This window comes from Cellulosimicrobium cellulans (genome assembly GCF_006539945.1).
Classification (GTDB): Bacteria; Actinomycetota; Actinomycetes; order Actinomycetales; family Cellulomonadaceae; genus Cellulosimicrobium; species Cellulosimicrobium cellulans.
Genome location: NZ_BJNZ01000010.1, coordinates 16,104 through 42,315 on the forward strand (window position 1 = coordinate 16,104; position 26,212 = coordinate 42,315).

The 26,212-nt window shown below is 74.0% G+C and carries 21 protein-coding genes; 11 read left to right on the plus strand and 10 right to left on the minus strand.

What is annotated here, in order from left to right; translation table 11 throughout:
• Positions 1 to 51: 51 nt before the first annotated feature.
• From CCE02nite_RS09480 to CCE02nite_RS09490, 3 genes are read right to left on the minus strand one after another with little or no spacing between them, the layout of a single operon-like run.
• On the minus strand, positions 52 to 972 hold the full coding sequence (locus CCE02nite_RS09480) for a carbohydrate ABC transporter permease (RefSeq protein WP_141389411.1): 921 nt from the start codon (positions 970 to 972) through the stop codon (positions 52 to 54).
• Complete coding sequence (locus CCE02nite_RS09485; RefSeq protein WP_141389412.1) at positions 966 to 2,012, minus strand: ABC transporter permease; 1,047 nt, start codon at positions 2,010 to 2,012, stop codon at positions 966 to 968. The genes CCE02nite_RS09480 and CCE02nite_RS09485 overlap by 7 nt, the downstream gene beginning before the upstream one ends.
• Positions 2,009 to 4,447, minus strand: a complete 2,439-nt coding sequence (locus tag CCE02nite_RS09490; protein WP_255318762.1) for a beta-xylosidase/alpha-l-arabinosidase — start codon at positions 4,445 to 4,447, stop codon at positions 2,009 to 2,011. Before CCE02nite_RS09490 ends, CCE02nite_RS09485 begins: the two co-directional genes overlap by 4 nt.
• Positions 4,448 to 4,744: 297 nt before the next feature.
• On the opposite strand from CCE02nite_RS09490, the gene CCE02nite_RS09495 reads away from it, so the two are divergent.
• Together CCE02nite_RS09495 and CCE02nite_RS09500 are read left to right on the plus strand one after the other, a co-directional pair.
• A complete protein-coding gene (locus CCE02nite_RS09495; RefSeq protein WP_141389413.1) occupies positions 4,745 to 5,779 on the plus strand; it encodes a LacI family DNA-binding transcriptional regulator in 1,035 nt (344 codons plus the stop codon).
• 169 nt (positions 5,780 to 5,948) lie between these two features.
• On the plus strand, positions 5,949 to 7,553 hold the full coding sequence (locus CCE02nite_RS09500; protein ID WP_255318763.1) for a glycoside hydrolase family 10 protein: 1,605 nt from the start codon (positions 5,949 to 5,951) through the stop codon (positions 7,551 to 7,553).
• 125 nt (positions 7,554 to 7,678) lie between these two features.
• Here the strand turns inward: CCE02nite_RS09500 and CCE02nite_RS09505 are convergent, their stop codons facing one another.
• Positions 7,679 to 8,422 carry a FadR/GntR family transcriptional regulator gene (locus tag CCE02nite_RS09505; RefSeq protein WP_141389414.1) on the minus strand — a complete coding sequence of 248 codons (744 nt, stop codon included), beginning with the start codon at positions 8,420 to 8,422 and terminating at the stop codon, positions 7,679 to 7,681.
• A gap of 175 nt (positions 8,423 to 8,597) precedes the next feature.
• Between CCE02nite_RS09505 and CCE02nite_RS09510 the strand changes: the two genes are divergently transcribed.
• Genes CCE02nite_RS09510 through CCE02nite_RS09520 form a run of 3 tightly spaced genes read left to right on the plus strand, consistent with a single transcriptional unit; the run spans position 8,598 to position 11,784 of the window.
• Positions 8,598 to 9,392 (plus strand): (Fe-S)-binding protein, encoded by a 795-nt coding sequence (locus tag CCE02nite_RS09510; RefSeq protein ID WP_141389415.1) that lies wholly within the window; start codon positions 8,598 to 8,600, stop codon positions 9,390 to 9,392.
• Complete coding sequence (locus tag CCE02nite_RS09515) at positions 9,389 to 11,095, plus strand: LutB/LldF family L-lactate oxidation iron-sulfur protein (protein WP_218027076.1); 1,707 nt, start codon at positions 9,389 to 9,391, stop codon at positions 11,093 to 11,095. The genes CCE02nite_RS09510 and CCE02nite_RS09515 overlap by 4 nt, the downstream gene beginning before the upstream one ends.
• Positions 11,092 to 11,784 carry a LutC/YkgG family protein gene (locus CCE02nite_RS09520; RefSeq protein ID WP_141389416.1) on the plus strand — a complete coding sequence of 231 codons (693 nt, stop codon included), beginning with the start codon at positions 11,092 to 11,094 and terminating at the stop codon, positions 11,782 to 11,784. Before CCE02nite_RS09515 ends, CCE02nite_RS09520 begins: the two co-directional genes overlap by 4 nt.
• 134 nt (positions 11,785 to 11,918) lie before the next feature.
• Here CCE02nite_RS09520 and CCE02nite_RS09525 read toward each other — a convergent pair whose 3' ends face one another.
• Positions 11,919 to 12,578, minus strand: a complete 660-nt coding sequence (locus CCE02nite_RS09525) for an NUDIX hydrolase (RefSeq protein ID WP_141389417.1) — start codon at positions 12,576 to 12,578, stop codon at positions 11,919 to 11,921.
• Positions 12,579 to 12,666: 88 nt separating this feature from the next.
• On the opposite strand from CCE02nite_RS09525, the gene CCE02nite_RS09530 reads away from it, so the two are divergent.
• A complete protein-coding gene (locus CCE02nite_RS09530) occupies positions 12,667 to 13,377 on the plus strand; it encodes a uridine kinase family protein (RefSeq protein ID WP_255318764.1) in 711 nt (236 codons plus the stop codon).
• Between the two features lie 3 nt (positions 13,378 to 13,380).
• On the opposite strand, the gene CCE02nite_RS09535 is transcribed toward CCE02nite_RS09530, so the two are convergent.
• The 3 genes from CCE02nite_RS09535 to CCE02nite_RS09550 all read right to left on the minus strand — a co-directional run bounded on the left by CCE02nite_RS09535 (position 13,381) and on the right by CCE02nite_RS09550 (position 18,498).
• Positions 13,381 to 13,935, minus strand: a complete 555-nt coding sequence (locus CCE02nite_RS09535; RefSeq protein ID WP_141389418.1) for a hypothetical protein — start codon at positions 13,933 to 13,935, stop codon at positions 13,381 to 13,383.
• Between the two features lie 158 nt (positions 13,936 to 14,093).
• Positions 14,094 to 14,963 carry a putative protein N(5)-glutamine methyltransferase gene (locus CCE02nite_RS09540; RefSeq protein WP_141389419.1) on the minus strand — a complete coding sequence of 290 codons (870 nt, stop codon included), beginning with the start codon at positions 14,961 to 14,963 and terminating at the stop codon, positions 14,094 to 14,096.
• 967 nt (positions 14,964 to 15,930) lie between these two features.
• Positions 15,931 to 18,498: an ATP-dependent Clp protease ATP-binding subunit gene (locus CCE02nite_RS09550; RefSeq protein ID WP_141389420.1), complete on the minus strand. Its 2,568-nt coding sequence runs from the start codon at positions 18,496 to 18,498 to the stop codon at positions 15,931 to 15,933.
• Between the two features lie 279 nt (positions 18,499 to 18,777).
• On the opposite strand from CCE02nite_RS09550, the gene CCE02nite_RS09555 reads away from it, so the two are divergent.
• Positions 18,778 to 19,425 (plus strand): hypothetical protein, encoded by a 648-nt coding sequence (locus tag CCE02nite_RS09555; protein ID WP_255318765.1) that lies wholly within the window; start codon positions 18,778 to 18,780, stop codon positions 19,423 to 19,425.
• 176 nt (positions 19,426 to 19,601) lie between these two features.
• Positions 19,602 to 20,558: a universal stress protein gene (locus tag CCE02nite_RS09560; protein WP_141389421.1), complete on the plus strand. Its 957-nt coding sequence runs from the start codon at positions 19,602 to 19,604 to the stop codon at positions 20,556 to 20,558.
• A gap of 71 nt (positions 20,559 to 20,629) precedes the next feature.
• On the opposite strand, the gene CCE02nite_RS09565 is transcribed toward CCE02nite_RS09560, so the two are convergent.
• On the minus strand, positions 20,630 to 22,690 hold the full coding sequence (locus CCE02nite_RS09565) for an ABC1 kinase family protein (RefSeq protein ID WP_218027078.1): 2,061 nt from the start codon (positions 22,688 to 22,690) through the stop codon (positions 20,630 to 20,632).
• A gap of 152 nt (positions 22,691 to 22,842) precedes the next feature.
• Here CCE02nite_RS09565 and CCE02nite_RS09570 point away from each other — a divergent pair, with 152 nt between their 5' ends.
• Positions 22,843 to 23,175, plus strand: a complete 333-nt coding sequence (locus tag CCE02nite_RS09570; RefSeq protein ID WP_141389422.1) for a cupin domain-containing protein — start codon at positions 22,843 to 22,845, stop codon at positions 23,173 to 23,175.
• A gap of 85 nt (positions 23,176 to 23,260) precedes the next feature.
• Here CCE02nite_RS09570 and CCE02nite_RS09575 read toward each other — a convergent pair whose 3' ends face one another.
• Positions 23,261 to 23,752, minus strand: coding sequence for a hypothetical protein (locus CCE02nite_RS09575; protein WP_141389423.1), 492 nt, complete (start codon positions 23,750 to 23,752; stop codon positions 23,261 to 23,263).
• A 103-nt stretch (positions 23,753 to 23,855) separates the two neighbouring features.
• Here CCE02nite_RS09575 and CCE02nite_RS09580 point away from each other — a divergent pair, with 103 nt between their 5' ends.
• Together CCE02nite_RS09580 and CCE02nite_RS09585 are read left to right on the plus strand one after the other, a co-directional pair.
• Entirely contained in the window at positions 23,856 to 24,902 is a 1,047-nt protein-coding gene (locus tag CCE02nite_RS09580; RefSeq protein ID WP_141389424.1) for a LacI family DNA-binding transcriptional regulator, read from the plus strand.
• 101 nt (positions 24,903 to 25,003) lie between these two features.
• Positions 25,004 to 26,170, plus strand: a complete 1,167-nt coding sequence (locus CCE02nite_RS09585) for a Gfo/Idh/MocA family protein (protein WP_141389425.1) — start codon at positions 25,004 to 25,006, stop codon at positions 26,168 to 26,170.
• The last annotated feature ends 42 nt before the right edge of the window (positions 26,171 to 26,212 follow it).

A 26,212-nucleotide genomic window follows, 5' to 3' on the forward strand; every position in this document is an offset into this window, starting at 1 on the left:
GGGTCGCGCGGTGCAGGCGGTGGCACGGTGCGGGTGTCGGCGCGGCGCGGCTCAGCCCTTGACGGAGCCGAGCATCACGCCGGAGACGAAGTACTTCTGCACGAACGGGTACAGGCAGACGATGGGCAGGACGGTGAGCAGCATCGTCACGGACTGGATGTTCGAGCCGATCTGGACCGCCTCCTGCGAGCCGGGACCGGTCGCCGCGGCGATGAGGTTGCGCAGGTAGACGGTGACGGGGAAGAGCTCCTTCTTGTCGAGGTAGAGGAACGCCCCGAACCACGAGTTCCAGATGCCCACCGCATAGAAGAGCGTCATGGTCGCGATCACTGCCTTGGACAGCGGCAGCACGATGCGGCCGAAGATCCCGTACGTCGACAGCCCGTCGATCGCGGCCGCCTCCTCGAGCTCCGTCGGGAAGTTCTCGAAGAACGACTTCATGACGAGGAGGTTGAACACGGAGATCGCGCCCGGGAGCACGACGGCCCACATCGTGTTGCGCATGCCCAGGACGTCCGCGACGAGGATGTAGTTCGGGATGAGGCCGCCGCCGAAGAACATGGTGAAGACCGCGATGCCGATGAACGCGTTGCGGCCCTTGAGGTGGCGGCGGCTGATCGCGTAGGCGTACGTCGTGGTGAGCGCCATCGCGATGATCGTGCCGACGACCGTGTAGACGACCGTGTTCTTGTAGTTGGTCCAGAACATGGCGTCGGAGAGCACGTACTGGAGCGTCTGGACGTTGAACCCGCGCGGCACGAGGTTGACGTTCCCCGCCGCGATCTGGCCCTCGGACGAGAACGCCTTCGCGACGAGGTTGACGAACGGGTAGAGCGTCACGACGCACACGACCGCGAGGACGAGCCCGTTGACCACGCGGAACGCGCGGTAGCCGCCCGTGTCCTTGATCGTGCCGCCCTCGCGGCGGACGGCGGTGAGGTCCGGCGTCGCGGACAGGGGGTCGGTCACCACAGCGAGGCTCCAGTCAGGCGGCGCGAGACGGCGTTCGCGGAGAGGACGAGCACGAGCCCGATGAGGGCCTCGAACAGCCCGATCGCGGTCCCGTAGGAGAACTGCGCGGACTGGATGCCGACGCGGTACAGGTACGTCGAGATGACGTCGCCCGTGGAGTAGATCAGGGGGTTCTGCAGCAGCAGGACCTTCTCGAACCCGACCGCCATGAAGGAGCCGATGTTGAGGATGAGGAGCACCATCATCGTGGGTCGGATGCCCGGCAGGGTGATGTGCCACGTCTGCTGCCAGCGGTTGGCGCCGTCGATGCGCGACGCCTCGTAGAGCTGGTCGTCGATCGTCGTGAGCGCCGCGAGGTAGAGGATCGTCCCCCACCCGACGGTCTGCCAGACCTCGGACGACACGTAGATGGTGCGGAACCACTCGGGCTGCTGCATGAACGCGACGGGGTCTCCCCCGAACGCCTCGACGATCTGGTTGACCGTCCCGTTGACGGACGTGAGCTGGAGCACCAGGCCCGCCACGATGACGATCGACATGAAGTGCGGGAGGTAGGAGACCGTCTGCACGATCTTCTTGAACCGGCGCGAGCGCAGCTCGTTGAGCAGGAGCGCGAAGACGATCGGCAGCGGGAAGCAGATCAGCAGCGTGAGGAGCCCGAGGATCACGGTGTTCCAGAACACCTGCCAGAACTGCGCGTTCTGGATGAACATCTCGAAGTAGCGGAAGCCGACCCACTCGTCGCCGAACACGCTGCCGCCCGGACGGAACCGGCGGAACGCGATGACGTTCCCCAGCATCGGGAGGTAGCGGAAGACCAGCAGGAACAGCACGGGCACCACGAGGAACGTGTACAGCCGCCAGTCCTTGCGCAGCGCGACGCGCCACGGGACGCTGCCGGCCTTGCGGCGCCGGGCGGGCCGGCGCGGTCGTCCGCCGTCGCCCGCGGGCTCGCCGGGCCGCGCGTGCTCGGCCGCTGCGACGGCGCTCGCGACGGTGGTGGCCTCGCCGACGTCGACGGGGCCCTGGTCCAGGGTCATCCCACGCTCACCTCCTCGTGATCGTTCTCGCGGTACGTGCCCGGCGCGGCCGGGTCGGTCGCGGGTCCGGAGACCCGCACGTCGGTGACGAGGCGGCGCGTGTGGTCGACCTCGCGCTCGGGCCCCACGAGGCGCAGCGGGAGCGTCGCGACGACGTCGGCGCTGGACCGCGCGACGCGCAGCTCGACGTCGCCGGGCTCCACGACCCGGCGCCCGTCGGCCCCGGTGAAGGACGTGACGTCGGCCGGCACGACGAACGACACGGTCGCGGCCCGGCCCGGGTCGAGAGCGACGCGCGCGTACCCGACGAGGCGCACGACGGGCCGCGTCACCTGCGCGACCGGGTCGTGCAGGTAGACCTGCACGACGTCGGCACCCGGGACGCTCCCGGTGTTGCGCACGGTGACCTCGACCCGGGCCTCGCCGTCGACCGGCCAGGGGGCGGGTCCGCCGGCCGGGGCGCCGACGACGTGCGCGTCCTCCCACGCGAACGTCGCGTAGGACAGGCCGTGGCCGAACGGGAAGGCGGGCGTCGGGTCGACGCTCGAGACGCCGGAGCGCAGGCCGAGCGGTGCCGACAGGTAGGTCGCGGGCTGGCCGCCGGGGTCGCGCGGGACGCTCACGGGCAGGCGGCCCGACGGCGACACCTCTCCGGCGAGCACCTCGACGACCGCCCGTCCGCCGAGCTGGCCGGGGAAGAACGCCTGCACGACCGCCGCGGGCGGCGTCGGCTCGTCGAGGAGCACGCCCAGCGCGTAGGGCCGGCCGGTGAGGAGCAGCAGGACGACGGGCGTGCCCGTGTCGAGCACCGCGCGCACGAGGTCCTCCTGGACGCCGGGGAGCCGCAGGTCGGCCGCGTCGCAGCCCTCGCCCGAGGTCCCGCGCCCGAACAGCCCGGCCCGGTCCCCCACCGCCACGACGCACACGTCCGCGCCGCGCGCCGCCTCGACGGCCGCGGCGAACCCGCTCGAGTCCTGCCCGGTCACGTCGCAGCCCCGGGCGTGCACGACCTCGAAGCGCGACCCGAGCTCGGCGAGGACCGTCGGGATGTCGATCCCGGTCTCGACCTCGGGGTGCTGGGCGCCGACGTGCGCGGGGAAGGAGTAGCAGCCGAGCATCGCCATCGGGTCGTCCGCGAGCGGGCCGACGACGGCGAGGCGCGCCCCGGACGCGAGCGGGAGCGCGCCGCCGTCGTCCGCGAGCAGCACGACCGCCTCGCGCGCGAGGCGCAGGGCGAGGTCGCGTCCCGCCGCGTCGTCGAGCGCGAGGCCCGCGCCGCCGTCGGGCACGGGCTCCCAGCCGGGGTCGAGGAGCCCGAGCTCGACCTTCTGCCGGAGCACGCGGTGCAGCGCCGCGTCGACGAGGGACTCCTCGACGTCGCCGCGGCGCACGGCCTCGGCGAGCGCCGGACCGAACGCGTCGACGGTGGGGAGCTCGACGTCGACGCCGGCGCGCAGCGCGAGGCGCGCGGCGTCGGCCCCGTCGGCGGCGACCTTGTGCAGGGTCTCGAGGAACCGGACCCCGAAGTAGTCGGCGACGACCGTGCCGTCGAAGCCCCACGTCTCGCGGAGCAGCCCGGTGAGGAGGCCCCGGTCGGCGGCCGACGGCATCCCGTCGACGTCCGTGTAGGCGTGCATGACGGAGCGCGGACGGCCGTGGCGCACCGCGGTCTCGAACGGCGGCAGGATGACGTCGGCGTACTCGCGCGGGCCCATCGCGACGGGCGCGAGGTTGCGGCCCGCCCGCGAGGCGGAGTAGCCGGCGAAGTGCTTGAGCGTCGCGACGACGCCGGCCGACTCGAGCCCGCGCACGTAGGCGGCGCCGACCGTGCCGACGAGGTACGGGTCCTCGCCGATGGTCTCCTCGGTGCGGCCCCAGCGGTGGTCGCGCGCCACGTCGAGCACGGGCGCGAGCCCCTGGTGCACGCCCGCGGCCCGCATGCTCGCGCCGATGCGAGCGGCCATCGCCTCGACGAGCTCGGGATCGAAGCTCGCGCCCCAGGACAAGGGGACGGGGTAGGCGGTCGCGCGCCACGCAGCGAAGCCGGCGAGGCACTCCTCGTGCACCTGGGCGGGGATCCCGAAGCGGCTGGCGGCGATGAGGTCGCGCTGCGACCGCTCCAGCGAGCGGGCCCCGGCCTCGGGGCTGACGGGCGCGGTGCCGTAGGGGCGCGTGAGCTGACCGAGCCCGTGCTCGATGACGGACTCCCAGGTGGGGACGTGGCCCGTCATGTCGGCCTGGTGCGGCGCGACGCCCCCGCCGGACGCGTCCGCGCCGACCCACACGCCGACGAGCTGGGCGAGCTTCTCCTCGAGCGTCATCGCTGCGGAGAGCGCCCGGGCGCGCTCGGCGGCGCCCCGCCGCACGTCGCGCCACGGCTCCGGGGTCGTGGCCTCGTGCCGCTCGGGGGCGGCCGGGGTCGTCTGCGTCGTCAATCGTGGTCCTCGGGTCGGTCACGTCGTCGTGCCTCGCCCGGTGATCGGGCGTCCACGGCATCGTGGTCTTCGAAAGTATCGGTAACGGTTCCGATACCCGCTGGTCCGGGACGCTAGACCGACGACCGACGCGTCGTCAAGCGAGACTCGGGTCACAGTTCGGTGACGACGGAGCGCGGTGACCGGCGCGCCAGGATGCCCGGGATACCAGCGAGATCACCCGTCTCGGCTACGGACGACCGCCGCGCACAAGTGCTACGGTTCGACTCGAAAGTTGCGACCAGCACGAGGAGCGCCATGCCAGCGCAGGACCGGGGAGCCGCCACGGGCGGCCCCGCGACCATCGCGTCCATCGCCGCGGAGGCCGGCGTGTCCGTGCCCACGGTGTCCATGGTGCTCAACGGCAGGCCCGACGTCGCGGCGGCCACCCGGGCGCGCGTCGAGGCCGCGCTCGAGCGGCACCAGTACCGGCGCCGCCGGTCCGCCCCCGCGACGCCGACGCCCCTGATCGACCTCGTGTTCCACCAGCTCGACTCCGCGTGGTCGATCGAGATCATCCGGGGCGTCGAGGAGGCGGCGGCCGCCGCCAAGGTGGGCGTCGTGCTCTCGGAGCTCGGCGGCGAGCACCGGCCGCCCCAGGACTGGCTCGACGGCGTCCTCGCGCGCCGCCCGCTCGGGGTCCTCCTCGTCCTGTCGAGCCTCGACCAGTCCCAGCGGCACCAGCTCGAGTCCCGCTCCATCCCGTTCGTCGTGGTCGACACCGAGGGCGAGCAGCCCGCGGGCGTGCCGACAGTCGGGTCCAACAACTGGAGCGGCGGGCTCTCCGCGACGCGCCACCTCCTGAGCCTGGGCCACCGTCGCGTGGCGATCATCTCGGGGCCCTCGGACGTGCTGTGCAGCCGCGCCCGCATCGACGGCTACCGCAGCGCGCACGACGAGGCGGGGATCGTCGTCGACCCCGGGCTCGTGCGCTACGGCGACTTCTACGTGGACGGCGGGTACGAGCACGGCAAGGCCCTGCTCTCGCTCCCCGACCGCCCCACGGCGATCTTCGCCGGGTCGGACATGCAGGCCCTCGGCGTCCTGCGCGCCGCGCGCGAGCTCGGCCTGCGGATCCCCGAGGACCTCTCGGTCGTCGGCTACGACGACCTGCCGCTCGCCGGCTGGATCGGCCCGGAGCTGACCACCGTGCACCAGCCGTTGCACGAGATGGCGGGGACCGCGACGCGCATGCTGCTCGACCTCGCGCGAGGCGGTCAGCCCATGAACCAGCGCCTCGACCTCGCGACCGAGCTCGTCGTGCGCGAGAGCACGGCGCCGCCGCAGACCTGACGCTCCACCCTCACCCGCGCGGCACTGTCACCGCTGTCGCTTTTGTCCACGATGTAAAACGGTATCGATAACGATTGCCATCGCCTTCCTGTGTGACTAGCGTCACTCGCGCACGTTGTTCGCGCTGGTGGGCCAACGGAGGTCCACCCCGGGAGGAAGAGGATCGACGATGACCCGAGCACTACCCTTGCGCAGCACGAACGGCAGGAGGTCGGCCGCCCTGGGCGCCCTCCTTGCCGTGCTCATCACGACCGGCGTCGGCGTGGGCGCCGCCCAGGCGGCCGGCTCCACCCTCGAGGCCGCGGCTGCCGAGTCCGGCCGCTACTTCGGCACCGCCCTCGCGGCCGGCAGGCTGTCCGACTCGACGTACTCGACCATCGCGAACCGCGAGTTCGACATGATCACGGCCGAGAACGAGATGAAGATGGACGCGACGGAGCCGTCGCAGAACAGCTTCAACTACTCCCAGGGCGACCAGATCGTCAGCTGGGCGACGAGCCGGGGCAAGCAGGTGCGCGGGCACGCCCTCGCGTGGCACTCGCAGCAGCCGGGCTGGATGCAGAACATGTCGGGGTCCGCGCTCCGCCAGGCGATGCTCAACCACGTGACGCAGGTCGCGACGCACTACCGCGGCAAGATCTACGCGTGGGACGTCGTGAACGAGGCGTTCGCCGACGGCGGCTCGGGCGCGCGCCGCGACTCGAACCTGCAGCGCACGGGGAACGACTGGATCGAGGCGGCGTTCCGCGCGGCCCGCGCCGCCGACCCGGGCGCCAAGCTCTGCTACAACGACTACAACACCGACAGCTGGAGCCACGCGAAGACGCAGGCCGTCTACTCCATGGTCCGCGACTTCAAGGCTCGGGGCGTGCCGATCGACTGCGTCGGCTTCCAGGCCCACTTCAACTCGGGCAACCCGGTGCCGAGCAACTACCACACCACGCTCCAGAACTTCGCCGACCTGGGCGTCGACGTGCAGATCACCGAGCTCGACATCGAGGGCTCCGGCTCCTCCCAGGCCGAGCAGTACCGCGGCGTGGTCCAGGCGTGCATGGCCGTGTCACGCTGCACCGGCATCACCGTCTGGGGCGTGCGGGACACCGACTCGTGGCGCGCGTCCGGCACGCCGCTGCTGTTCGACGGCAGCGGCAACAAGAAGGCCGCCTACACCGCCGTGCTCGACCAGCTCAACAGCGGCGGCGGGACCCCCGGCGGCCCCGGGGAGAACCCGGGCGGCGACGGCTCCTGCACCGTGACCGTGACACGGGGCGACTCCTGGGGCGACCGCTTCAACACGACCTTCCAGGTGTCGGGCGCGTCCGACTGGACCGTGACCATCCGCACCGGCTCCGGCCAGAGCCTGCAGAACTCCTGGAACGCCGCCGTCTCCGGCACGAGCGGCACCCTCACCGCGACACCGAACGGCAACGGTGACGCCTTCGGCATCACGCTGTACTCGAACGGCAACACCACGCTCCCCACGGCCACCTGTGCGTCGGCCTCCGGGGGCGGCGAGACCTGCACCGTGACCGTGACGCGGGGCGACTCCTGGGGCGACCGCTTCAACACGACCTTCCAGGTGTCGGGCGCGTCCGACTGGACCGTGACCATCCGCACCGGCTCCGGCCAGAGCCTGCAGAGCTCCTGGAACGCCGCGGTCACCGGCACGAGCGGCACACTCACCGCGACACCGAACGGCAACGGTGACGCCTTCGGCATCACGCTGTACTCGAACGGCAACACCACTCTCCCGACGGCCACCTGCTCGGCCTGACGGGTCGCCGGGGTGGCGGGACCGTCCGTCCCGCCACCCCGGCGGAGGCCCGGAGGACAGCGTGATCGCACGCCGCTCCAGGCCCGACCGTGACCGGGCCGCGACGCCGCCGCACCGGAGGTCGCTCAGAGGCCCGTCTCGGCGTAGAAGCCCTCGATGTGGGCGCGGACCTCGCGCGCGGCGCGCTCGCCGTCGCCCGCGGTCACGGCCTCGAGGATGGCGCGGTGCTCGGCGCGCAGGCGTGCCGCCGTCCGCTCCCAGGACGGCAGAGCGGCGCTCCCCTGGGCGACGTACGACTCGATCGCGCCGCGGAGCCCGGTCATCACCGCCTCGACGAGCGGGTTGCCCGCGAGCCGCACGAGCAGCACGTGGAACGACGCGTCCAGCTCGCGGAACTCCTCGGTCGCGAGCGCCGGGTCGTCCATGCGGTCGAGCAGCGCGTCCGCCGCGGCCAGAGCGTCGGCGAGCTCCGGCGTGCCCGGTCCGGGCTCGGACCCCTCGCCGCCGCTGTCCCGCCCGGCGACGATCCGCTCGGCGGCCGCGCGGACGGCCCACGTCTCGAGCAGCACGCGCGTCTCGACGACGTCGCGCACGGCGAGCGTCCCCGACGCGACGTGCAGCCGCACGGCCGCCCCGAGGCCCGCGGCGGGCCGGTCGACGACGGTCGCCCCGGCGTCGGGCCCGGAGCCCACGGCGGTGCGCACGATGCCCATGGCCTCGAGGACGCGGATCGCCTCCCGCACAGAGGGACGCGAGACGCCCAGCTCCTCGGCGAGCGCGCGCTCGGCCGGGAGCCGCTCGCCCAGCGCCCAGCGGCCCGCGGCGAGGTCCGCCTCGATGCGGGCGAGGACGCGTTCATGGGTGCGCACCCGCTCAGGGTAGGCGACCCCGCGTCGCTGTGGTCAGACCTCACGCCGTCCCGTGGTCTACAGTGGGCCCTCTGTGGTCAGACCACAGCCGCGGCGCCTCACCGCGGCAGTCTCGGCAGGCGGCACGGACGCGGCCCGGCGAGACTGGACCGACTCGCCCTCCCTCGGAGCAACGATGCGCATAGCCCTCACCGCGACCTGCATCGGCGACGTGATGTTCCCCCAGGCACCGCGCGCCACCGCCCTCCTCCTCGAGCGCCTCGGGCACGAGGTGTTCTTCCCCGAGCGCCAGGCGTGCTGTGGCCAGATGCACGTCAACACCGGGTACCTCGACGAGGCGGTCCCCGTCGTGCGCAACCACGTCGAGGCGTTCTCCCCCGTGCTCGACGGCGAGTGGGACGCCGTCGTCGTCCCGTCCGGGTCGTGCACGGGCTCGGTACGCCACCAGCAGGGCATGGTGTGCCGGCGGGCCGGGCTCGACGACCTCGCGCGCACCGCCGACGCGGTCGCCGCGAAGACCTACGAGCTGTCCGAGCTGCTCGTCGACGTGCTCGGCGTGACCGACGTCGGCGCCTCCTTCCCCCACCGGGTCACTTACCACCCGACATGCCACTCGCTGCGCATGCTCCACGTCGGCGACAAGCCGCTGCGGCTCCTGCGGGCCGTCGAGGGGATCGACCTCGTCGAGCTGCCCGCGGCGGAGGCGTGCTGCGGGTTCGGCGGCACGTTCGCGCTGAAGAACGCCGAGACGTCGACGGCGATGCTCGCCGACAAGATGACGCACGTGAAGTCGACGGGCGCCGAGGTCCTCACCGCGGGCGACGCGTCGTGCCTCATGCACATCGGCGGCGGCCTGTCGCGCATCCGCGCGGGCGTCCGCACGCTGCACCTCGCGGAGATCCTCGCCTCCACGAAGGACACGCCCGCCCCCGCCGGGGTCGGTCCGTCGACGCGCGGGGGTACCCGGTGAGCCGCACGTTCCTCGGCCTGCCCGTCCGGCGCGGCGCGCGCACCCTGCCCGACGACGTCGCCCACCCAGGCGGCCACGGCACCTCGGCGGGTGCCGGCGCGGCGTCCGACGCGTTCGGCGACGTGCCGCACCCCGACGCTCCGCTGCGCTGGGGCGGGTCGTTCCCCGACGCGGCGCGCGAGGCGCTCCAGAACACACAGCTGCGCCGCAACCTCGCGCACGCGACGTCGACCATCCGGGCCAAGCGCGCGGCCGTCGTCGGCGAGGTGCCGGACTGGGAGGCGCTGCGCGACGCCGGGTCGGCGATCAAGACCGACGTCATGGCACGCCTGCCCGAGCTCCTCGAGGAGCTGGAGCGCAACGTCGTGGCGCGCGGCGGCGTCGTGCACTGGGCGCGCGACGCGGACGAGGCGAACCGGATCGTCGCGGACCTCGTGAAGGCGAAGGGTGTCGACGAGGTCGTCAAGGTGAAGTCCATGGCGACGCAGGAGACGGGGCTCAACGAGGCGCTCGCCGCCGAGGGCATCGCGGCGTACGAGACGGACCTCGCCGAGCTCATCGTCCAGCTCGCCGACGACATGCCGTCGCACATCCTCGTGCCCGCGATCCACCGCAACCGCGCGGAGATCCGCGAGATCTTCCTCGCCCGCATGGGCGACGCCCCGCCCGACCTGTCGGACGTGCCGCGCGAGCTCGCCATGGCGGCCCGCGCGCACCTGCGCCGCAAGTTCCTCTCGGCGAAGGTCGCGATCAGCGGCGCCAACTTCGGCGTCGCCGACACGGGGACGCTCACCGTCGTCGAGTCCGAGGGCAACGGGCGCATGTGTCTCACGCTCCCCGAGACGCTCATCACCGTCATGGGGGTCGAGAAGGTCGTGCCCACGTACACCGACCTGGAGGTGTTCCTCCAGCTCCTGCCGCGCTCGTCGACGGGCGAGCGGATGAACCCGTACACGTCCCTGTGGACGGGCGTCACACCCGGCGACGGCCCGCAGGAGTTCCACCTCGTGCTGCTCGACAACGGGCGCACCGACGTCCTCGCCGACGAGGTCGGCCGCGCCGCGCTGCACTGCATCCGCTGCTCGGCGTGCCTCAACGTGTGCCCGGTGTACGAGCGGGTGGGCGGCCACGCCTACGGGTCCGTGTACCCCGGCCCGATCGGCGCGATCCTCACGCCGCAGCTCACCACGTCCTCCGGCGGGCTCTCCGGCCACCACGACCCGAACGCGTCCCTCCCCTACGCGTCGACGCTGTGCGGCGCGTGCTACGAGGTGTGCCCGGTGAAGATCGACATCCCGTCGATCCTCGTGGAGCTCCGCGCGCGCGAGGTCGACGCCGATCGGGGCCGTCCCACCGGCTGGGGCGCCGCCATGAAGGCGGCGTCGTTCGTCATGTCCGACGCGCGACGGTTCGAGCTCGCGGAGAAGGCGGCCGGGCTGGGCCGCGTCGTCGCGGGCCCGAAGGGCCGGATCTCGACCCTCCCGCCGCCCGGGTCCGCCTGGACCCGCTCGCGCGACCTCCCGGCCCCCGCAAAGCAGACCTTCCGCACCTGGTGGCGCGACCGCCCCGCTCCCGCCCCGGCTGCCCCGCCCGCCGCCCCCGGGGTAGCCGCGCCCCAGGGCGCCGAACCCGGGGATACGGGTGGGTTCGGCGGCTCGGCGACCGACAACCCCGGGTTCGGCGACATGGGTGAAGACCGATGAGCGCGCGCGACGACGTCCTCGCCCGCGTGCGTGCCGCGCTCGGCCCGACGACGGCGGCTCGCTCGACGTCGTCCGGTCGCCTCGGGGACCCGGCAGACCCGCTCGATCCCGTCCCCCGCGCGTACCGCGAGCGCGGCGACCTCGCGCCAGGGGCGCCGGAGGCCGTCGACGTCCTCGTCGACCGGCTCGTCGACTACCGGGCGCACGTGCACGTGGCCGGCACCCCGGCCGAGGTCGCCACGATCGTCGGTGACCTGCTCGCGGCCGCAGGCTCTGTCGTCGTGCCACCGGGGCTCGACGCCGCGTGGCTGGGCGCGCTCGGCGCCGGGACCGCCGTCGTGCCCGACGCGCGGGACGACCCGCGCACGCCCGACGAGCTGGACCGGGTGGACGCCGTCGTCACGGCCGCGCGCGTCGCGATCGCCGACACCGGCACGATCGTGCTCGACGGCGAGCCGGACCAGGGCCGGCGCGCGATCACGCTCGTCCCCGACCTGCACGTGTGCGTCGTGCGCACCGACCAGGTCGTGGAGACGGTCCCCGAGGCCGTGCGGCTGCTCGCCGCGCACCCGGAGCGACCGCAGACGTGGATCAGCGGACCCAGCGCGACGAGCGACATCGAGCTCTCGCGCGTCGAGGGCGTCCACGGCCCGCGCACCCTGCACGTGATCCTCGCCCCGCCGAGGTAGAGCCCGGGTAGGCCGAGGTAGAGGCCGGGTAGGCCGGGTAGGCCGAGGTAGAGGCCGGGTAGGCCGAGGTAGAGGCGTGGTCACGACCAGGCCTCTACCTCGCGGACCACGCCTCTACCTCGGCCACCCGGCCCTCATGCCCGACGGCGGTGACGCACCTCGGCGAGGACGGTCGCCAGGCGGACGGGGAAGTCGTCCGGCGTGCCGGCCGGGAGCGCGTCGACCGGGAACCACGCGACGTCCTCGCTCTCGTCGCTCACGGCCGTCCGCGCGTCGGGGTCGGCGAACGCGACGAACCCGACGTCCCAGTGCGTGCGGCACGTCCCGAACGCGGCGGCGAGGTCGTGGCGGTGCACGTCGACGGGCGCGGCGGGGTCGCCGGCCTGGTGCCCGGCGCCCGGGCGGTCGCCCAGGGCTGGGACGCGCTCACGGTCCGGGTCGAACGGGACGAGGTCGTCGAGACCGCTCTCCTCGCGCGCCTCCCGGTACGCGGCGCCCGCGAGCGTCGTGTCGCCGGGCTCGATGTGGCCACCCACCTGGACCCAGAACTGGCCCTTGCGGTGGAAGCACAGCAGGACGCGGTCCAGGTCCGGGCTGAGCACGAAGCAGCTCGCCGTGAGGTGCTCTGGACCCCCGTCGCGCCGCACGGCGTCGGCGCGCGGGCTGGCCTCCCCGCTGACGAAGGCGCGGTACTCCTCCGCGAGCGACGCCTGGCGTGGGTCGACCGGCTGCCACCGGTCGAGTCGGGCGAGGGCGTCGCGGGCGAGCTGGGCGGCGGGATCGAGAGCGGTCACCGAGGAAGGCTACGCGGAGCGGGGCGCTCTCCCGCCGCGACGGGGTCGTCGGGGCGACAGGTCTTGCGCGCTGCGACAATGGTGTCCCGTGAGCGACCCTCAGCACGACGGCGTCCCGGCCGACGCCGGTCTCCGCACCGACCCGGTGACCGACGACCCCGCCACGGACCCTGCCCTCTTCGACCTCCCGCCCGGGACCCGCGAGGTCCCGACGCGGGTCGTCCTGCTCACCGGGGCGTCCGGCTCGGGCAAGACGTCGCTCACGCGGCGCCTCGGCCTCCCGGTCGTCGCGCTCGACGACTTCTACCTCGACCACGACCACCCCGACCTGCCGCAGCGGTTCGGCATCGTCGACTGGGACGACCCGCGCTCGTGGGACGCCGCAGGCGCCGTCGCGGCGCTCGTCGACCTCGCGCGCACCGGGCATGCTGACGTGCCGGTCTACGACATCCCGACGTCGCGCCGCACGGGGACGACGCACCTCGACGTCACGGGCTCGCGGGTCGTGCTGGCCGAGGGGATCTTCGCGGCGGAGATCGTCGCGGCGTGCCGCGCGCAGGACGTGCTGGCCGACGCGATCTGCCTGCGCCGGCCGCGGCTCATGACGTTCTGGTTCCGTCTGCTGCGCGACCTCGCGGAGATGCGCAAGCCACCGCTCACCCTGTTCCGGCGCGGGTGGGGACTCCTGCGCGCCGAGCCCGCGCTCGTGCGCCACTGGGTGTCGCTCGGCTGCCGCGCACTGACGCCCGCGCAGGCGGAGAAGGAGATCCGCGCCCTGCTCGTCCGGCGGCCGGCGTAGCCGTCAGGCCCGTGGGTCTTCGATCTCGACCGTCGCGAGAGTCGGCCCGCCGCACTCGGCCCCGAAGTCGCCGACCGTCAGCACGAACTCCGGATCCACCTCCTGCTCGACGACGACGTCGCCCGACGCGAGCTCCACGACGCGCACGACGATCGGCCCGACCGGGCCGTTCAGCGCGGAGCCCGTCCACTCGCCCCGCGACGGTTCGTCCGGCGCGTCCTCTGCCGTCGGCTCGGGTGACGTCTCGGCAGCCTCGGCCGGGTCCGGCGAGACCGGCTGGCCAGGCTGGACCGGTGCGATCGTGGTGGGGGCCGGCTCGGGGGCGAGCCGGATCGTCCCGTCACGGACCAGCCCGCACGGCTCGGCCGTGCCGACACAGCTCACCGCGACGCCGTACGCGTCCCGGTCCGACCAGGAGTCGTCGAGCCGGACCTCCAGCCGGGCCACGTACCCGATCGCCGGGCACGCCGTGATCGGGCCACCTGGGCCGCCGCACGCGGTGATCACGGCGACGAGCAGGGACACCCCGGCCAGGGAGCGTCGTCGTCGGTCGCTCACCGTCTCTACCCCCTCAGCGGGCCGACCCTCTCGTCGGGCCCCTCGTCCAGCACCTGTCGCGTGCCGCCGGATCCTTGCACGGGGCCCGCGCGTCTACCCGCGCAGTCCGCCGAGACGGGGGCGTGGCCACGGTTCTCCGGGCTGCTCCGGGTCCCCGCTCACGGCTCGGCGGGGAGCGTCCCGACGACGATCGTCGCGCCGATCTCCTCGTCCCGGACGACGCGGGCCCGCAGTCCCGCACCCTCCAGGACACCGACGGCGCCCGCCGCCTGCCGCTCGCCGGACTCGGTGAGCAGGTGCCCGCCGGGGGCGAGCCACCGCGGCGCCTCGGACGCGACGCGGCGCAGCACCTCCAGCCCGTCGCCGCCGCCGTCGAGGGCGACGTGGGCCTCGTGGTCGCGCGCCTCGCGCGGCAGCAGCGGGATCTCGGCCGTCGGGACGTACGGCACGTTGGCGAGGAGGAGGTCGACCCGGCCGTGCAGACCGGCGGGCAGAGGGTCGAAGAGGTCGCCCTCGTACGCGGTCCCGCCGACGGCGGCGACGTTGCGCGCCGCGCACGCGACGGCGGCCGGGTCCACGTCGGTCGCGTACAGCTCGACATCGGCCAGGCCGCCGAGGTCGGTCGCCGTCGCGAGCCCGAGCGCCCCCGCCCCGCAGCACAGGTCGACCACGACGACCGGCGACCCGCCCGGCGCGGCGACCGCTGCGCCGTCGGGCCGGGCGACCTGGAGGCGACCCGGGGCCGCCCCGGCGACCTGCCGCCCGAGCGCGACCGCCTCGTCGACGAGCAGCGTGGTGCGCTGCCGCGGCACGAAGACCCCGGGGTCGACGGCGACCCGGAGCCCGTGGAAGTCGACGTACCCGAGCACGTGCTCGAGCGGCTCGCCCGCGACGCGGCGCGCGACGAGCGCTTCGAGGTGCGCGTCGTCGTCGGCCCGCTCGGCGAGGAGCGCGGCCTCGTCCTCCGCGAAGACGCACCCCGCGGCGCGCAGGCGGGAGACGAGGTCGTCGAGCTGGCTCTGGTCCACGTCCGGACGGTACTTGTGCCGGGCTCCGCCCGCGCGGGGATAGCCCCCACCACCACGAGATCGACCCGCACGTCCCGGACCGACCCGCAGGGGGTCGACCTCGCGACGCACGGGTCGATCGGGGCGGGCTTCTCCTCAGTCCCGCAGGAGCGGGAGGAGCCGGGTCCCCTGGCGCTCGATCTCGCGCAGGTACGGGGTGTCGGAGAGGACGAAGTGCGTGACGCCGAGGTCCTGGTAGCGCCGCAGCGACTTCGCGACGTCCTGCGCCGAGCCGACGAGCCACGTCGTGGCCGCTCCCCCGCCGCCGAACCGGCCCGGCGTCGTCCACAGGCCGAGGTAGAGCCGTGGTTGGCCGAGGTAGAGCCGTGGTCATCGCGTCCGACGTCGGTCGGCGGTCTGCGCCGCCGGGCTGTCCGGCATGGTCGTGCCCGACGCCGGTCGGTCGCCAGCCCGGGTCGGGACGCCGCCCGAGGCGGTCGGGCCGCCGATCTCCCGAGACCGCACCGGTTAGGCTCCCAGCCGCGACGGCCCGACGAGACGACGCGGGCGAACTCGACACCGCGAGCAACCGCCCGGGTGAGCGACGACCAGGGTGAGACGGCGCCGGGCGGGGTGGGTGGTGGTGCCGCGTCGTGGCGGGCCTGGCGGGAGCCGCGAGGAACGAGCGGCGGATGGTAGACGCGGCACCACCACCCACCCCGCCCACCCCACCCGACCACACGCCGTCGAGCACAAGAACCACGGCTCTACGTCACGCGACCACGGCTCTACCTCGGCCAACCACGGCTCTACCTCGCGCAACCACGGCTCTACCTCGGGTGACTGCGGTTCTCCCTCGCGTGACCACGGTTCTCCCTCGGCGAGACGACGACGGGCCCCGACCCTCCTGGTGGAAGATCGGGGCCCGGTGTCAGGCGGCTGCCGCTGGGGCAGACGTCGTCAGGCTCTCAGGAGCGGGTCACACCACTCACTCCGCGCCGGCCTGCAGCTCGCCCGTCGGGGGCAGGTCGCGGACCGAGACGCCGGTGGGGGCGTCGAGAGCGGCGGCCGCGCCCACGCTCACCGGGCCGCGGTCGTGCTCGCCCTTGGAGACACCGCGGAAGGTGAACTCCCCGAGCAGGCCCTCGCCGTCGGCGTCGACCAGGATGATCTCGCCGGCCTTGAGCTCGCCGAACAGGATCTTCTCGGAGAGCACGTCCTCGATGTCGCGCTGGATCGCGCGGCGCAGCGGACGGGCACCCAGGACCGGGTCGTAGCCCTTCTCGGCGAGCAGGACCTTCGCCGCCGGGGTGAGCTCGATGCCCATGTCCTTGTCCCGCAGACGCGCGTCGAGACGGGCGATCATGAGGTCGACGATCTGGATGATCTCGGCCTGCGAGAGCTGCGGGAAGACCACCACGTCGTCGACGCGGTTGAGGAACTCAGGGCGGAAGTGCTGCTTGAGCTCGTCGTTGACCTTCGCCTTCATGCGCTCGTAGGACGTGACCAGGTCGCCGCCGGCGTTGAAGCCGGTCTGGACGCCCTTGGCGATGTCCCGCGTGCCGAGGTTGGTCGTCATGATGATGACGGTGTTCTTGAAGTCCACGACGCGGCCCTGCGAGTCGGTCAGGCGACCGTCCTCGAGGATCTGCAGGAGCGAGTTGAAGATGTCCGCGTGGGCCTTCTCCACCTCGTCGAACAGGACGACCGAGAACGGCTTGCGCCGCACCTTCTCGGTGAGCTGGCCACCCTCGTCGTACCCGACGTAGCCGGGGGGCGAGCCGAACAGCCGCGAGACGGTGTGCTTCTCGGAGAACTCCGACATGTCGAGCTGGATGAGCGCGTCCTCGTCCCCGAAGAGGAACTCGGCGAGCGCCTTGGCCAGCTCGGTCTTCCCGACGCCGGTCGGGCCGGCGAAGATGAACGACCCACCGGGGCGCTTGGGGTCCTTGAGGCCGGCACGCGTGCGGCGGATGGCCTGCGACAGCGCCTTGATCGCGGCCTCCTGGCCGACGACGCGCTTGTGCAGCTCGTCCTCCATGTGCAGCAGGCGGCTGGACTCCTCCTCGGTGAGCTTGAAGACCGGGATGCCCGTGGCCATGGCCAGGACCTCGGCGATCAGCTCCTCGTCCACCTCGGCGACGGTGTCCAGGTCACCGGACTTCCACGCCTTCTCCTTGTCGGCGCGCTTCGCGGTGAGCTGCTTCTCCTTGTCGCGCAGACCGGCGGCCTTCTCGAAGTCCTGCGCGTCGATCGCGGACTCCTTCTCGCGGCGCGCCTCGGCGATCTCCTCGTCGAGCTCCTTGAGCTCCGGCGGGGCCGTCATGCGGCGGATGCGCAGGCGCGCGCCCGCCTCGTCGATGAGGTCGATCGCCTTGTCCGGGAGGAACCGGTCGTTGATGTACCGGTCCGCGAGCGTGGCCGCGGAGACGAGCGCGGAGTCCGTGATGGACACGCGGTGGTGCGCCTCGTAACGGTCGCGCAGGCCCTTGAGGATCTCGATCGCGTGGTTGAGCGACGGCTCGGCGACCTGGATCGGCTGGAAGCGACGCTCCAGGGCAGGGTCCTTCTCGACGTGCTTGCGGTACTCGTCGAGCGTCGTCGCGCCGATGGTCTGGAGCTCGCCGCGCGCGAGCATCGGCTTGAGGATGCTCGCGGCGTCGATCGCGCCCTCGGCGGCACCCGCCCCGACGAGCGTGTGGATCTCGTCGATGAACAGGATGATGTCGCCGCGCGTGCGGATCTCCTTGAGCACCTTCTTGAGGCGCTCCTCGAAGTCACCGCGGTAGCGCGAGCCGGCCACGAGGGCGCCGAGGTCGAGCGTGTAGAGCTGCTTGTCCTTGAGCGTCTCGGGCACGTCGCCGCGCACGATGTCCTGGGCCAGGCCCTCGACGACGGCGGTCTTGCCGACGCCCGGCTCGCCGATCAGCACCGGGTTGTTCTTGGTGCGACGGCTCAGCACCTGCATGACGCGCTCGATCTCGAGGCTGCGCCCGATGACCGGGTCGAGCTTGCCCTCGCGCGCGGCCTGGGTGAGGTTGCGCCCGAACTGGTCGAGCACGGCCGACCCCGACGGCTGCCCCTCGGCGGGGCCGCCCGCGGCGACGGGCTCCTTGCCCTGGTAGCCGGACAGGAGCTGGATGACCTGCTGGCGCACCTTGTTGAGGTCGGCGCCCATCTTCGTCAGGACCTGGGCGGCGACACCCTCGCCCTCACGGATGAGGCCGAGCAGGATGTGCTCGGTGCCGATGTAGTTGTGACCGAGCTGGAGCGCCTCGCGCAGCGACAGCTCGAGCACCTTCTTGGCGCGCGGCGTGAACGGGATGTGCCCGCTCGGGGCCTGCTGGCCCTCGCCGATGATCTCGGTCACCTGGGTGCGGACGCCGTCGAGGGAGATCCCGAGGGACTCCAGCGCCTTGGCCGCGACACCCTCGCCCTCGTGGATGAGGCCGAGGAGGATGTGCTCGGTGCCGATGTAGTTGTGGTTGAGCATCCGTGCCTCTTCTTGGGCAAGGACGACGACCCGACGGGCTCGGTCTGTGAATCTCTCGAACATGTGCTGCTCCTCGTGAGCGGCGTACACCTGCCCGCCGGACGACGGGTACAAGCCTGACCGCATTGACTCTATGCGGTTCGAACGAGCCGCACCCCCTCCGTATGCCGTTGTTCGCCAGGGGCGTGAAAGAGGGGTCGGGCCGTGACCTGCGGGCGCCCCGGACGCCGTCGTGCACAGATCACCCGGCCCGACACGCGCGCGGCGCGTTGACCGCGACGCGCGCCCCGGGCAGGCTCGGGAGTGCGCCCCGCACGGACGGCCAGAAGGGTGGCGAGAGCGATGCACCAGCCGGACCAGCAGCCCGAGGACCCGACCGCACCGGGAGCCGACGAGCGCGACGCGCGGCCCGCGAGCGCGCCCGCGACGTGGGAGCAGGTCGTGGCCCGGTTCCACGGCGTCGTCGCCGAGGTGGACGACCCGCTGACCTGGGGCCTCGACCTCGACGAGGAGACGCTCACGGGGGCCGGGCACGGCGCGCACGACCCCGCGGAGGAGCGGTTCCTGCGCTCCTACGTGTCGTTCACGGGCGAGACGCTCGACGTCGAGACGCTGCGCGTCCTGGCCGCCCACGACGAGCAGGCGGAGGACATCGTCCGCACCGCCCTCAGCGGCGCGCTCGCCGCGCCGCTGCACTCGGACAACCCGGGCGACGACGACTTCCTCGACTCCTACCAGGAGTACCGCGCCGCGATGCGCGCGATCGTCGAGGAGGTCGACGTCGCGCCGGTCACGCGCACCACGTTCGTGGTCGACGGCGAGCAGCAGGCCTGCCTGCACGTCACCGTGCGGGAGCACGCGGCGGTGTACGTCCCGCTGGAGGAGCGCGCGCTCGTCGTCTCGGGACCGGCCGACCTGCTCGCGCGCGTGGACGTCGTGACCCGCCCGCTGCGCAACATCCTCCAGGACGAGCCCGAGCCGAGGTTCTGACGCCGCCGACCGGCCAACGCCGACATGGTGACCCTGGTCCGTCGATCCGGGACGGGCGTCCCGGGCGGAGCACAGCCTTGCGGCCTAGGGTCGAGTCAGCACCGGCGTCGGGCGATGGCGCCGGGAACAGCACGCCGACGGCGCACGCGGTCGGCCGACCGGGCGGAGGTGGCGGGATGCGCGGCGTGATCGTCGGTGTGGACGGGTCGGAGGAGTCCGGCGGCGCGCTCGACTGGGCGCTGCGCGAGGCGGCGGACCGGGGCGTTCCGCTCACGGCCGCGCTCGCGTTCGAGTCGCGACAAGGGCCCGGCGACGGCACGGACCCGGCGGCCGAGGAGAAGCGCGCGCTGGTCCAGGAGTGGCTGGACGCCGCGCGCGCCCGCACGGGCCTCGGCCCGGACGCGGTGACGGCCACGGCTCTCGCCGAGCGCGGGAGCCCCGCGGCGGTCCTGCTCGCCCTCGCCCAACCGGGGACGACCCAGCCCGTCCAGGACGACGTCCGGCCCGACCCGGGCGACGGCGACGACGCCGACCTGCTCGTCGTCGGGCGCTGCGGCCGGGGACGTCTCGGGCGCATGGTCCTCGGCTCGGTGCCGACCGCCGTCGTGCAGCACGCGACCGTCCCGGTGACCGTGGTGCGCGGCACGCCCGACGTGCGCCACGACCACGCCCGGCCCGTCGTGGTCGGGGTCGACGGGTCGTCCACGTCGGTCCAGGCGCTGCGGCACGGGGCGGACGTCGCGCGGCGCACGGGCGCGACGCTCGAGGCCCTGTTCTGCTGGCAGATCGTGTCGCTCGCGCCGCTGCCCGACTCGTGGGGATGGACCCCCCCGATCGACGACTACGAGAAGTTCGCCACGCAGAAGCTCGACGCCGCACTCGAGGCCGCGGGGGTCGACCTGCCCGGCGACCGCCTGGTGCGCAGCGTGAAGCACGTGCACGCCGCGCAGGGGATCATCGAGGCGTCGTCCCACGCTGAGCGGCTCGTGCTCGGCAACCGCGGCGTCGGCGGGTTCGACCGGCTCCTGCTCGGGTCGGTGAGCCGGCACGCCGTCGAGTACGCGCACTGCCCCGTGACCGTGGTGCGGCCCCCGGACGCGACCCACCCCTCGGGCGCGCACGACGACGACTGAGACGTCCGGCGACTCGTCGCGACGAGCAGCGCTCCCGTTGCGGGCGTGCGCGCTCGCCCTTCCCTCGGCCGTCAGGGTCGGCGGCCTCCCGCCGCCGCGCCCCGGAAGGCGAACACCAGGACACGAACGGCCAGGACGGTCCCGACGAAGCCGAGCGCCGCGCCGAGTACGGCGAAGAGGCGGAGGCCCTCGACGAGCTCGGGACCGGAGTCCGCGGAGACCAGCACGACCGCCGCCACGACGGCTGCGGCGGCGATGACCGTGGACACGACCTGCTGCACGAGGCCGGTGACGAAGGCGCGGTCGTCGGGGTGGGCGAACGACCGGACGTTGACGGTGAGCCGCCCGGCCTCGACGTCGCTCGTGATCTTGGCGAGGCGGCGCGGCAGCCGTTCGAGCTCGGGCGCGAGCCCGAGGAAGAGGCTCGTCGCACGCTCGCGCAGACCCTCCGGCGTCACGACGCGCCGCACGAGCGGCTGCGCGGTCGCGCGGGCTCCGGCGACGAGGTCGAACCTGGGGTCGATGAGACGAAGCGTCCCTTCGAGCGAGGTGAAGGTGCGGAACGCGGCGGCGACCTGCGACGGCACGGCGAGCCCCGCGTCGGTGACGAGCCGGAACAGCGCGGTGAACATCGCCCCGCTCGCGCCGGCGCCACGGAACCGCACGATCACCTGCCCGACGGCGCGCTCCAGGCGCCGCACGTCGAGGTCGGCCGGGGCGTCGAGCAGCTCGAGCAGCGCGTCGGTCGCGGCGACGGCGTCGTCGGCGTCGACCGCGAGCAGCACGGCTGCGAGCGCCAGGCGCTCGGGCTCGCCGAGCCTCCCGACGGAGCCCATGTCGAGGAGGCCGAGGCGGCCGTCGGCGGTGACGAGCACGTTGCCGGGGTGCAGGTCGGCGTGGAACGTGCCCGCGACGAGCACCTGGTCGAGCGTCGCGGTGAGGAGCCGGGCCGCGAGGTCGGCGCGCACGGCGTCGTCCAGGCCCGCGAGCACGTCCGCGGCGCGGCCGACGGGGACGCCGTCGAGCCGTTCCATGACGAGCAGGGTCGTGCCGGAGAGCTCGGGGTAGACCTCCGGGACGCGGACGCGCGGCCTCGCACCCGGGGCGTCCCCGCCGTCGTCCGACGCCGGACCCCGCGCGAGCGCCGCCCGCAGCGCGAGCGTGTTCTCCAGCTCGACCGTGTAGTCCAGCTCCTCGCGCAGCGACGCCGCGAAGCCGTCCGCGAGGTCGACGACGCCGAGCGACCTCCCCCACGCGGTGTCGCGCTCGATGCGGCGCGCGAGCCGCCCGAGGATCGCCAGGTCCGTCTCGACCTGCGCCCGCGCGCCGGGGCGCTGGACCTTGACCACGACCTCGCGCCCGTCGAGCAGCCGGGCCGCGTGCACCTGCCCGACCGACGCCGACGCGAGCGGCTCGGGCGAGAACTCCGCGAACGCCTCGTCGATCGGCTGCCCGAGCGCGTCGACGACGGCCGCCTCCACCTGCGGCCAGGGCGCGGGCGGGACCTCGCTCTGGAGCGTGGCGAGCGCGTCGGCGAACGTCGCGGGGAGCAGGTCGCGGCGCGTCGACAGGACCTGGCCGAACTTCACGAACGTCACGCCCGCGTCGCTCAGGGCGTCGCGGAGCGCGGCGGCCTGCCGGCGCTGGTCGGTGCGCGACAACCGCGACCCGTCGGGCTGCCGCGCCCCGCGCGTGAGCGCACCGCCGAGGCCGTGGCGGACGCCGATCGCGAGGATCTGCGCGTACCGCCGGGTCTCCCGACGCCCTTGGCGCAGGCCGCGCAGCGCACGCCACGGGCCGGGCACCGAGCCGGTCGGCACCAGCAGCTCGAGCACGAGCAGCACGCAGAGCCCGAGCACGAACGCCCACGCGAACGCGAGGACGATCGCCACGAGCGCGACGCCGGGCGCGACGGTGAGCGTCCCGTCCGGGCGCGACCAGCCGACGTCGAGCAGGCCGTTGGTGAGCACCCACGACGTGACGGTGAGCATCGCGAGCGCCACCACGGCGGAGCGGATCCAGCCGACCGCCGCCCCCATGACGCGCCGCGCCGTCGCCGCGAGGAGCACGAGCATGACCACCGTGGAGACGACGCCGACGAGCCCGATGAAGAATCCGGAGACGACCTGCATGACCGTCACTCTTCCCGACGGTGTCGCGGATCACCACCACGGCGCGCCACTGGACGGGCACCGCGCCACCGGGCCGGGAAGCGCGCCACCGGGACGGGCACCGCGCCGCCGGGCGCGGCATGATGGAGCTCCCCCGACAGGTCGGAGCCCCGATGACGAACGTCGACCTTCTCACCGACGCCCATCTCACCCACGCCCGGACCGCCCCGAACGGGCGCAGCGCGGAGGTCGTGCTGCACGACGGTCCCCTGCGTCAGACGATCCTCGCGCTGCGCGCGGGCGTCGAGCTCGGTGAGCACAACTCCCCGCCCGCGGCGTCGATCCAGGTGCTGCGCGGCCGCGTCCGCGTCACGGCGCTCGGCGAGGGGGACGTCGAGCTGGGCACCGGCGAGCTGCGCGTCCTCACGCACGAGCGGCACGCCGTGGGCGCCATCGAGGACTCCGCGTTCCTCCTCACGACGGTGACGAGCATCCCCAACGCCTGAGCGACGACACACGATCCCCGTCGAACCCGGGTTCTCGGGGCACCGGGGCTCGGTCGTGCCCCGTGACCCCGGGTTCGACGGGTCGTCAGCGCCGCACGGCCCACGCCGCGAGGGCGAGCGCGACGACGTCCTCCGCGACCGCGCCCGGCCAGTCGGGGCGCGACCCGACGGCGAGGCGTCGCCAGGCCGCGCCGCCCCACGTCCCGACGGCGGCCCCCGCCGCGCCGGCGACCGCGGCAGCGACGACGCCCGCGGGACCCGCGCGGTGCCGGGCCAGGAGGACCCCTCCGGCGGCACCGCTCCCGAGGCGGAACACCGGCCCGGGAGGGTCGAGGCGGCTCGGCGTCCGCGGCAGCTTGTCGCCCACCATCTCGCCCACGACCCCGGCGACGGCGCCGGCCCGCGCGAGCAGGCCGGGTCCGCCGGACCCGCCGCGTGACCCGCGCCCGACCCATCCCCCGAGCACCGGCGCCGCGGCGCCGAGGCTGCTGCGCGACCCCGCGGCCACGCCGAGCGCGAGCGCCCGGGCGACGAGCGCCGTCGTGCCGGGCGTGGGTGCTGCACCGTGAGACGTCATGGAGTCCTCCTGCGGCCGTGCGGTGGGTGACGGTCCCGTCGAAGGTAACCGCTCCGGGCGCGGCCCACCCGGGGTGCGGGAGCGTTCCCGCTAGCCTGGGTCCGTGCCCGGACCCACCCTGAGCGAGGTCGCGCGCGACGCCGGCGTCTCCCTCGCGACCGCCTCCCGCGCGATCAACGGGAGCGCGAACCGCACGGTGCGCCCCGACCTGCGGGAGCGGGTGCTCGCGTCGGCCCGGCGGCTGGGCTACTCGCCCGACCCCAGCGCGCAGGCCATGGCCCGCGGCCGCACGACGAGCGTGGGCCTCGTGGTGCACGACATCGCGGACCCGTACTTCTCGTCCCTCGCGGCGGGCGTCGCCGACGCGGCCGACCGCGACGGGCTCATCGTCACCCTCACGAGCACGCGGCACTCGCCGGAGCGGGAGCGCGCGTTCGTCGAGCTCATGGACCGCCAGCGGGCGCGGGCGGTCGTGCTGGGCGGCGGGCGGCTCGCGGAGGACGCCGACGGCGCGCTGCGAGCCGCGCTGGAGCGGTACCGCGCGTCGGGGGGCGGGGTCTCGCTCGTGGGCCAGCCGCTCGGCGACCTGCCCGCGGTGGAGATCGCCAACGCCGACGGCGCCGCAGACCTCGCGCGGGCCCTGCACGGCCTCGGCTACCGGTCGTTCGGCGTGCTCGCGGGCCCGGCGGGTCACCGCACCGCGCTCGACCGGGCGCGCGGCTTCGCCGAGGCGCTCGGCGCCCTGGGCTCGCCCGTCGCCGCGGAGGCCGTCGTCGAGTGCGCGTTCACGCGCGACGGCGGCCACGGCGGGATGCGCGAGCTGCTCGAACGCCTGGGGCCGGCGCGCCACGACGCGGGCACCCCGCCCGTCGCCGTGTTCGCGGTGAACGACGTCATGGCCGTCGGGGCGATGGCCGCGGCGCGCGAGGCGGGGCTGCGCGTCCCCGAGGACGTCGCCGTGGCGGGCTTCGACGACATCGTGACGCTGCGCGACGTCACGCCCGCCCTCACGACGGTGCGCATCCCGCTCACCGAGGTCGGGGAGCAGGCCCTCGCGCTGGCGCTCGCGCCGCCCGACGACGACGCCGGGCCCCGACGCGTCGAGGTCCACGGCGAGGTCGTGGTCCGCGAGTCCACCCCCCCGCTCTGACCCACCCTGTTGACGCGGGAAAACGGTTCCCCTACGCTCGCGGAAAGCGCATTCCGCGCTCGGCCTCCCGCCGGGCGCCCGACCGACGACGGAGCCGATCGATGACCACCACCCGAACCCTGCGGATCGCGATGAACGGCGTGACCGGCCGCATGGGGTACCGCCAGCACCTCGTCCGCTCGATCCTGCCCATCCGCGAGCAGGGCGGCGTCGAGCTCCCCGACGGCACGCGCCTCCAGGTCGAGCCGGTGCTCGTCGGGCGCAACGAGACCAAGCTCCGCGAGCTCGCCGCGCAGCACGACGTCGAGCACTGGACCACCGACCTCGACGGCGTGATCGTCGACCCGGCGACCGACGTCGTCTTCGACGCCTCGATGACCGCGCTGCGCGCCAAGACGCTGACCAAGGCGATGCAGGCCGGCAAGCACGTCTACACCGAGAAGCCGACGGCCGAGACGCTCGCCGAGGCGATCGACCTCGCCCGGCTGCGCGAGGAGACCGGGGTGACCGCCGGCGTCGTGCACGACAAGCTGTACCTGCCCGGCCTCGTCAAGCTCCGCCGCCTCGTCGACGAGGGCTTCTTCGGCCGCATCCTGTCCCTGCGCGGCGAGTTCGGCTACTGGGTGTTCGAGGGCGACCACCAGGCGGCGCAGCGCCCGTCGTGGAACTACCGCGCCGAGGACGGCGGCGGCATGACGACGGACATGTTCTGCCACTGGAACTACGTGCTCGAGGGCATCCTCGGGTCCGTCCGGACCGTCACCGCGCAGACCACGACCCACATCCCCACCCGCTGGGACGAGCAGGGCACGGAGTACGCCGCGACCGCCGACGACGCCGCGTACGGGATCTTCGAGGTCGAGACGCCGGGCGGCGACCCGGTCGTCGCGCAGATCAACTCCTCCTGGGCGGTGCGCGTCTACCGCGACGAGCTCGTCGAGTTCCAGGTGGACGGCACGCACGGCTCGGCGGTCGCCGGGCTGCGCCGGTGCGTCGCGCAGCAGCGCGCCCACACCCCCAAGCCCGTCTGGAACCCGGACCTCCCCGTCACGGAGCCGTTCCGCGACCAGTGGCTCGAGGTCCCCGCGAACGCCGACCTCGACAACGGCTTCAAGGCCCAGTGGGAGGAGTTCCTGCGCGACGTCGCCGCCGGCCGCCCGCACCGCTACGACCTGCTCTCCGCGGCGCGCGGCGTCCAGCTCGCCGAGCTCGGGCTCCGCTCGTCCGCCGAGGGCCGCCGCCTCGACGTGCCGGAGATCGCGCTGTGACCGCGCCGACGACCGAGGCTCCCGGCGCGCGCGAGCTGCGCG

What these genes read in the sequence shown, in the direction of transcription:
- CCE02nite_RS09485 (WP_141389412.1), bottom strand. Translation starts at nt 2,012, where the DNA reads ATGACCCTGGACCAGGGCCCCGTCGACGTCGGCGAGGCCACCACCGTC.
- CCE02nite_RS09495 (WP_141389413.1), top strand. Translation starts at nt 4,745, where the DNA reads ATGCCAGCGCAGGACCGGGGAGCCGCCACGGGCGGCCCCGCGACCATC.
- CCE02nite_RS09500 (WP_255318763.1), top strand. Translation starts at nt 5,949, where the DNA reads ATGACCCGAGCACTACCCTTGCGCAGCACGAACGGCAGGAGGTCGGCC.
- CCE02nite_RS09510 (WP_141389415.1), top strand. Translation starts at nt 8,598, where the DNA reads ATGCGCATAGCCCTCACCGCGACCTGCATCGGCGACGTGATGTTCCCC.
- CCE02nite_RS09520 (WP_141389416.1), top strand. Translation starts at nt 11,092, where the DNA reads ATGAGCGCGCGCGACGACGTCCTCGCCCGCGTGCGTGCCGCGCTCGGC.
- CCE02nite_RS09550 (WP_141389420.1), bottom strand. Translation starts at nt 18,498, where the DNA reads ATGTTCGAGAGATTCACAGACCGAGCCCGTCGGGTCGTCGTCCTTGCC.
- CCE02nite_RS09555 (WP_255318765.1), top strand. Translation starts at nt 18,778, where the DNA reads ATGCACCAGCCGGACCAGCAGCCCGAGGACCCGACCGCACCGGGAGCC.
- CCE02nite_RS09560 (WP_141389421.1), top strand. Translation starts at nt 19,602, where the DNA reads ATGCGCGGCGTGATCGTCGGTGTGGACGGGTCGGAGGAGTCCGGCGGC.
- CCE02nite_RS09565 (WP_218027078.1), bottom strand. Translation starts at nt 22,690, where the DNA reads ATGCAGGTCGTCTCCGGATTCTTCATCGGGCTCGTCGGCGTCGTCTCC.
- CCE02nite_RS09570 (WP_141389422.1), top strand. Translation starts at nt 22,843, where the DNA reads ATGACGAACGTCGACCTTCTCACCGACGCCCATCTCACCCACGCCCGG.
- CCE02nite_RS09575 (WP_141389423.1), bottom strand. Translation starts at nt 23,752, where the DNA reads ATGACGTCTCACGGTGCAGCACCCACGCCCGGCACGACGGCGCTCGTC.
- CCE02nite_RS09585 (WP_141389425.1), top strand. Translation starts at nt 25,004, where the DNA reads ATGACCACCACCCGAACCCTGCGGATCGCGATGAACGGCGTGACCGGC.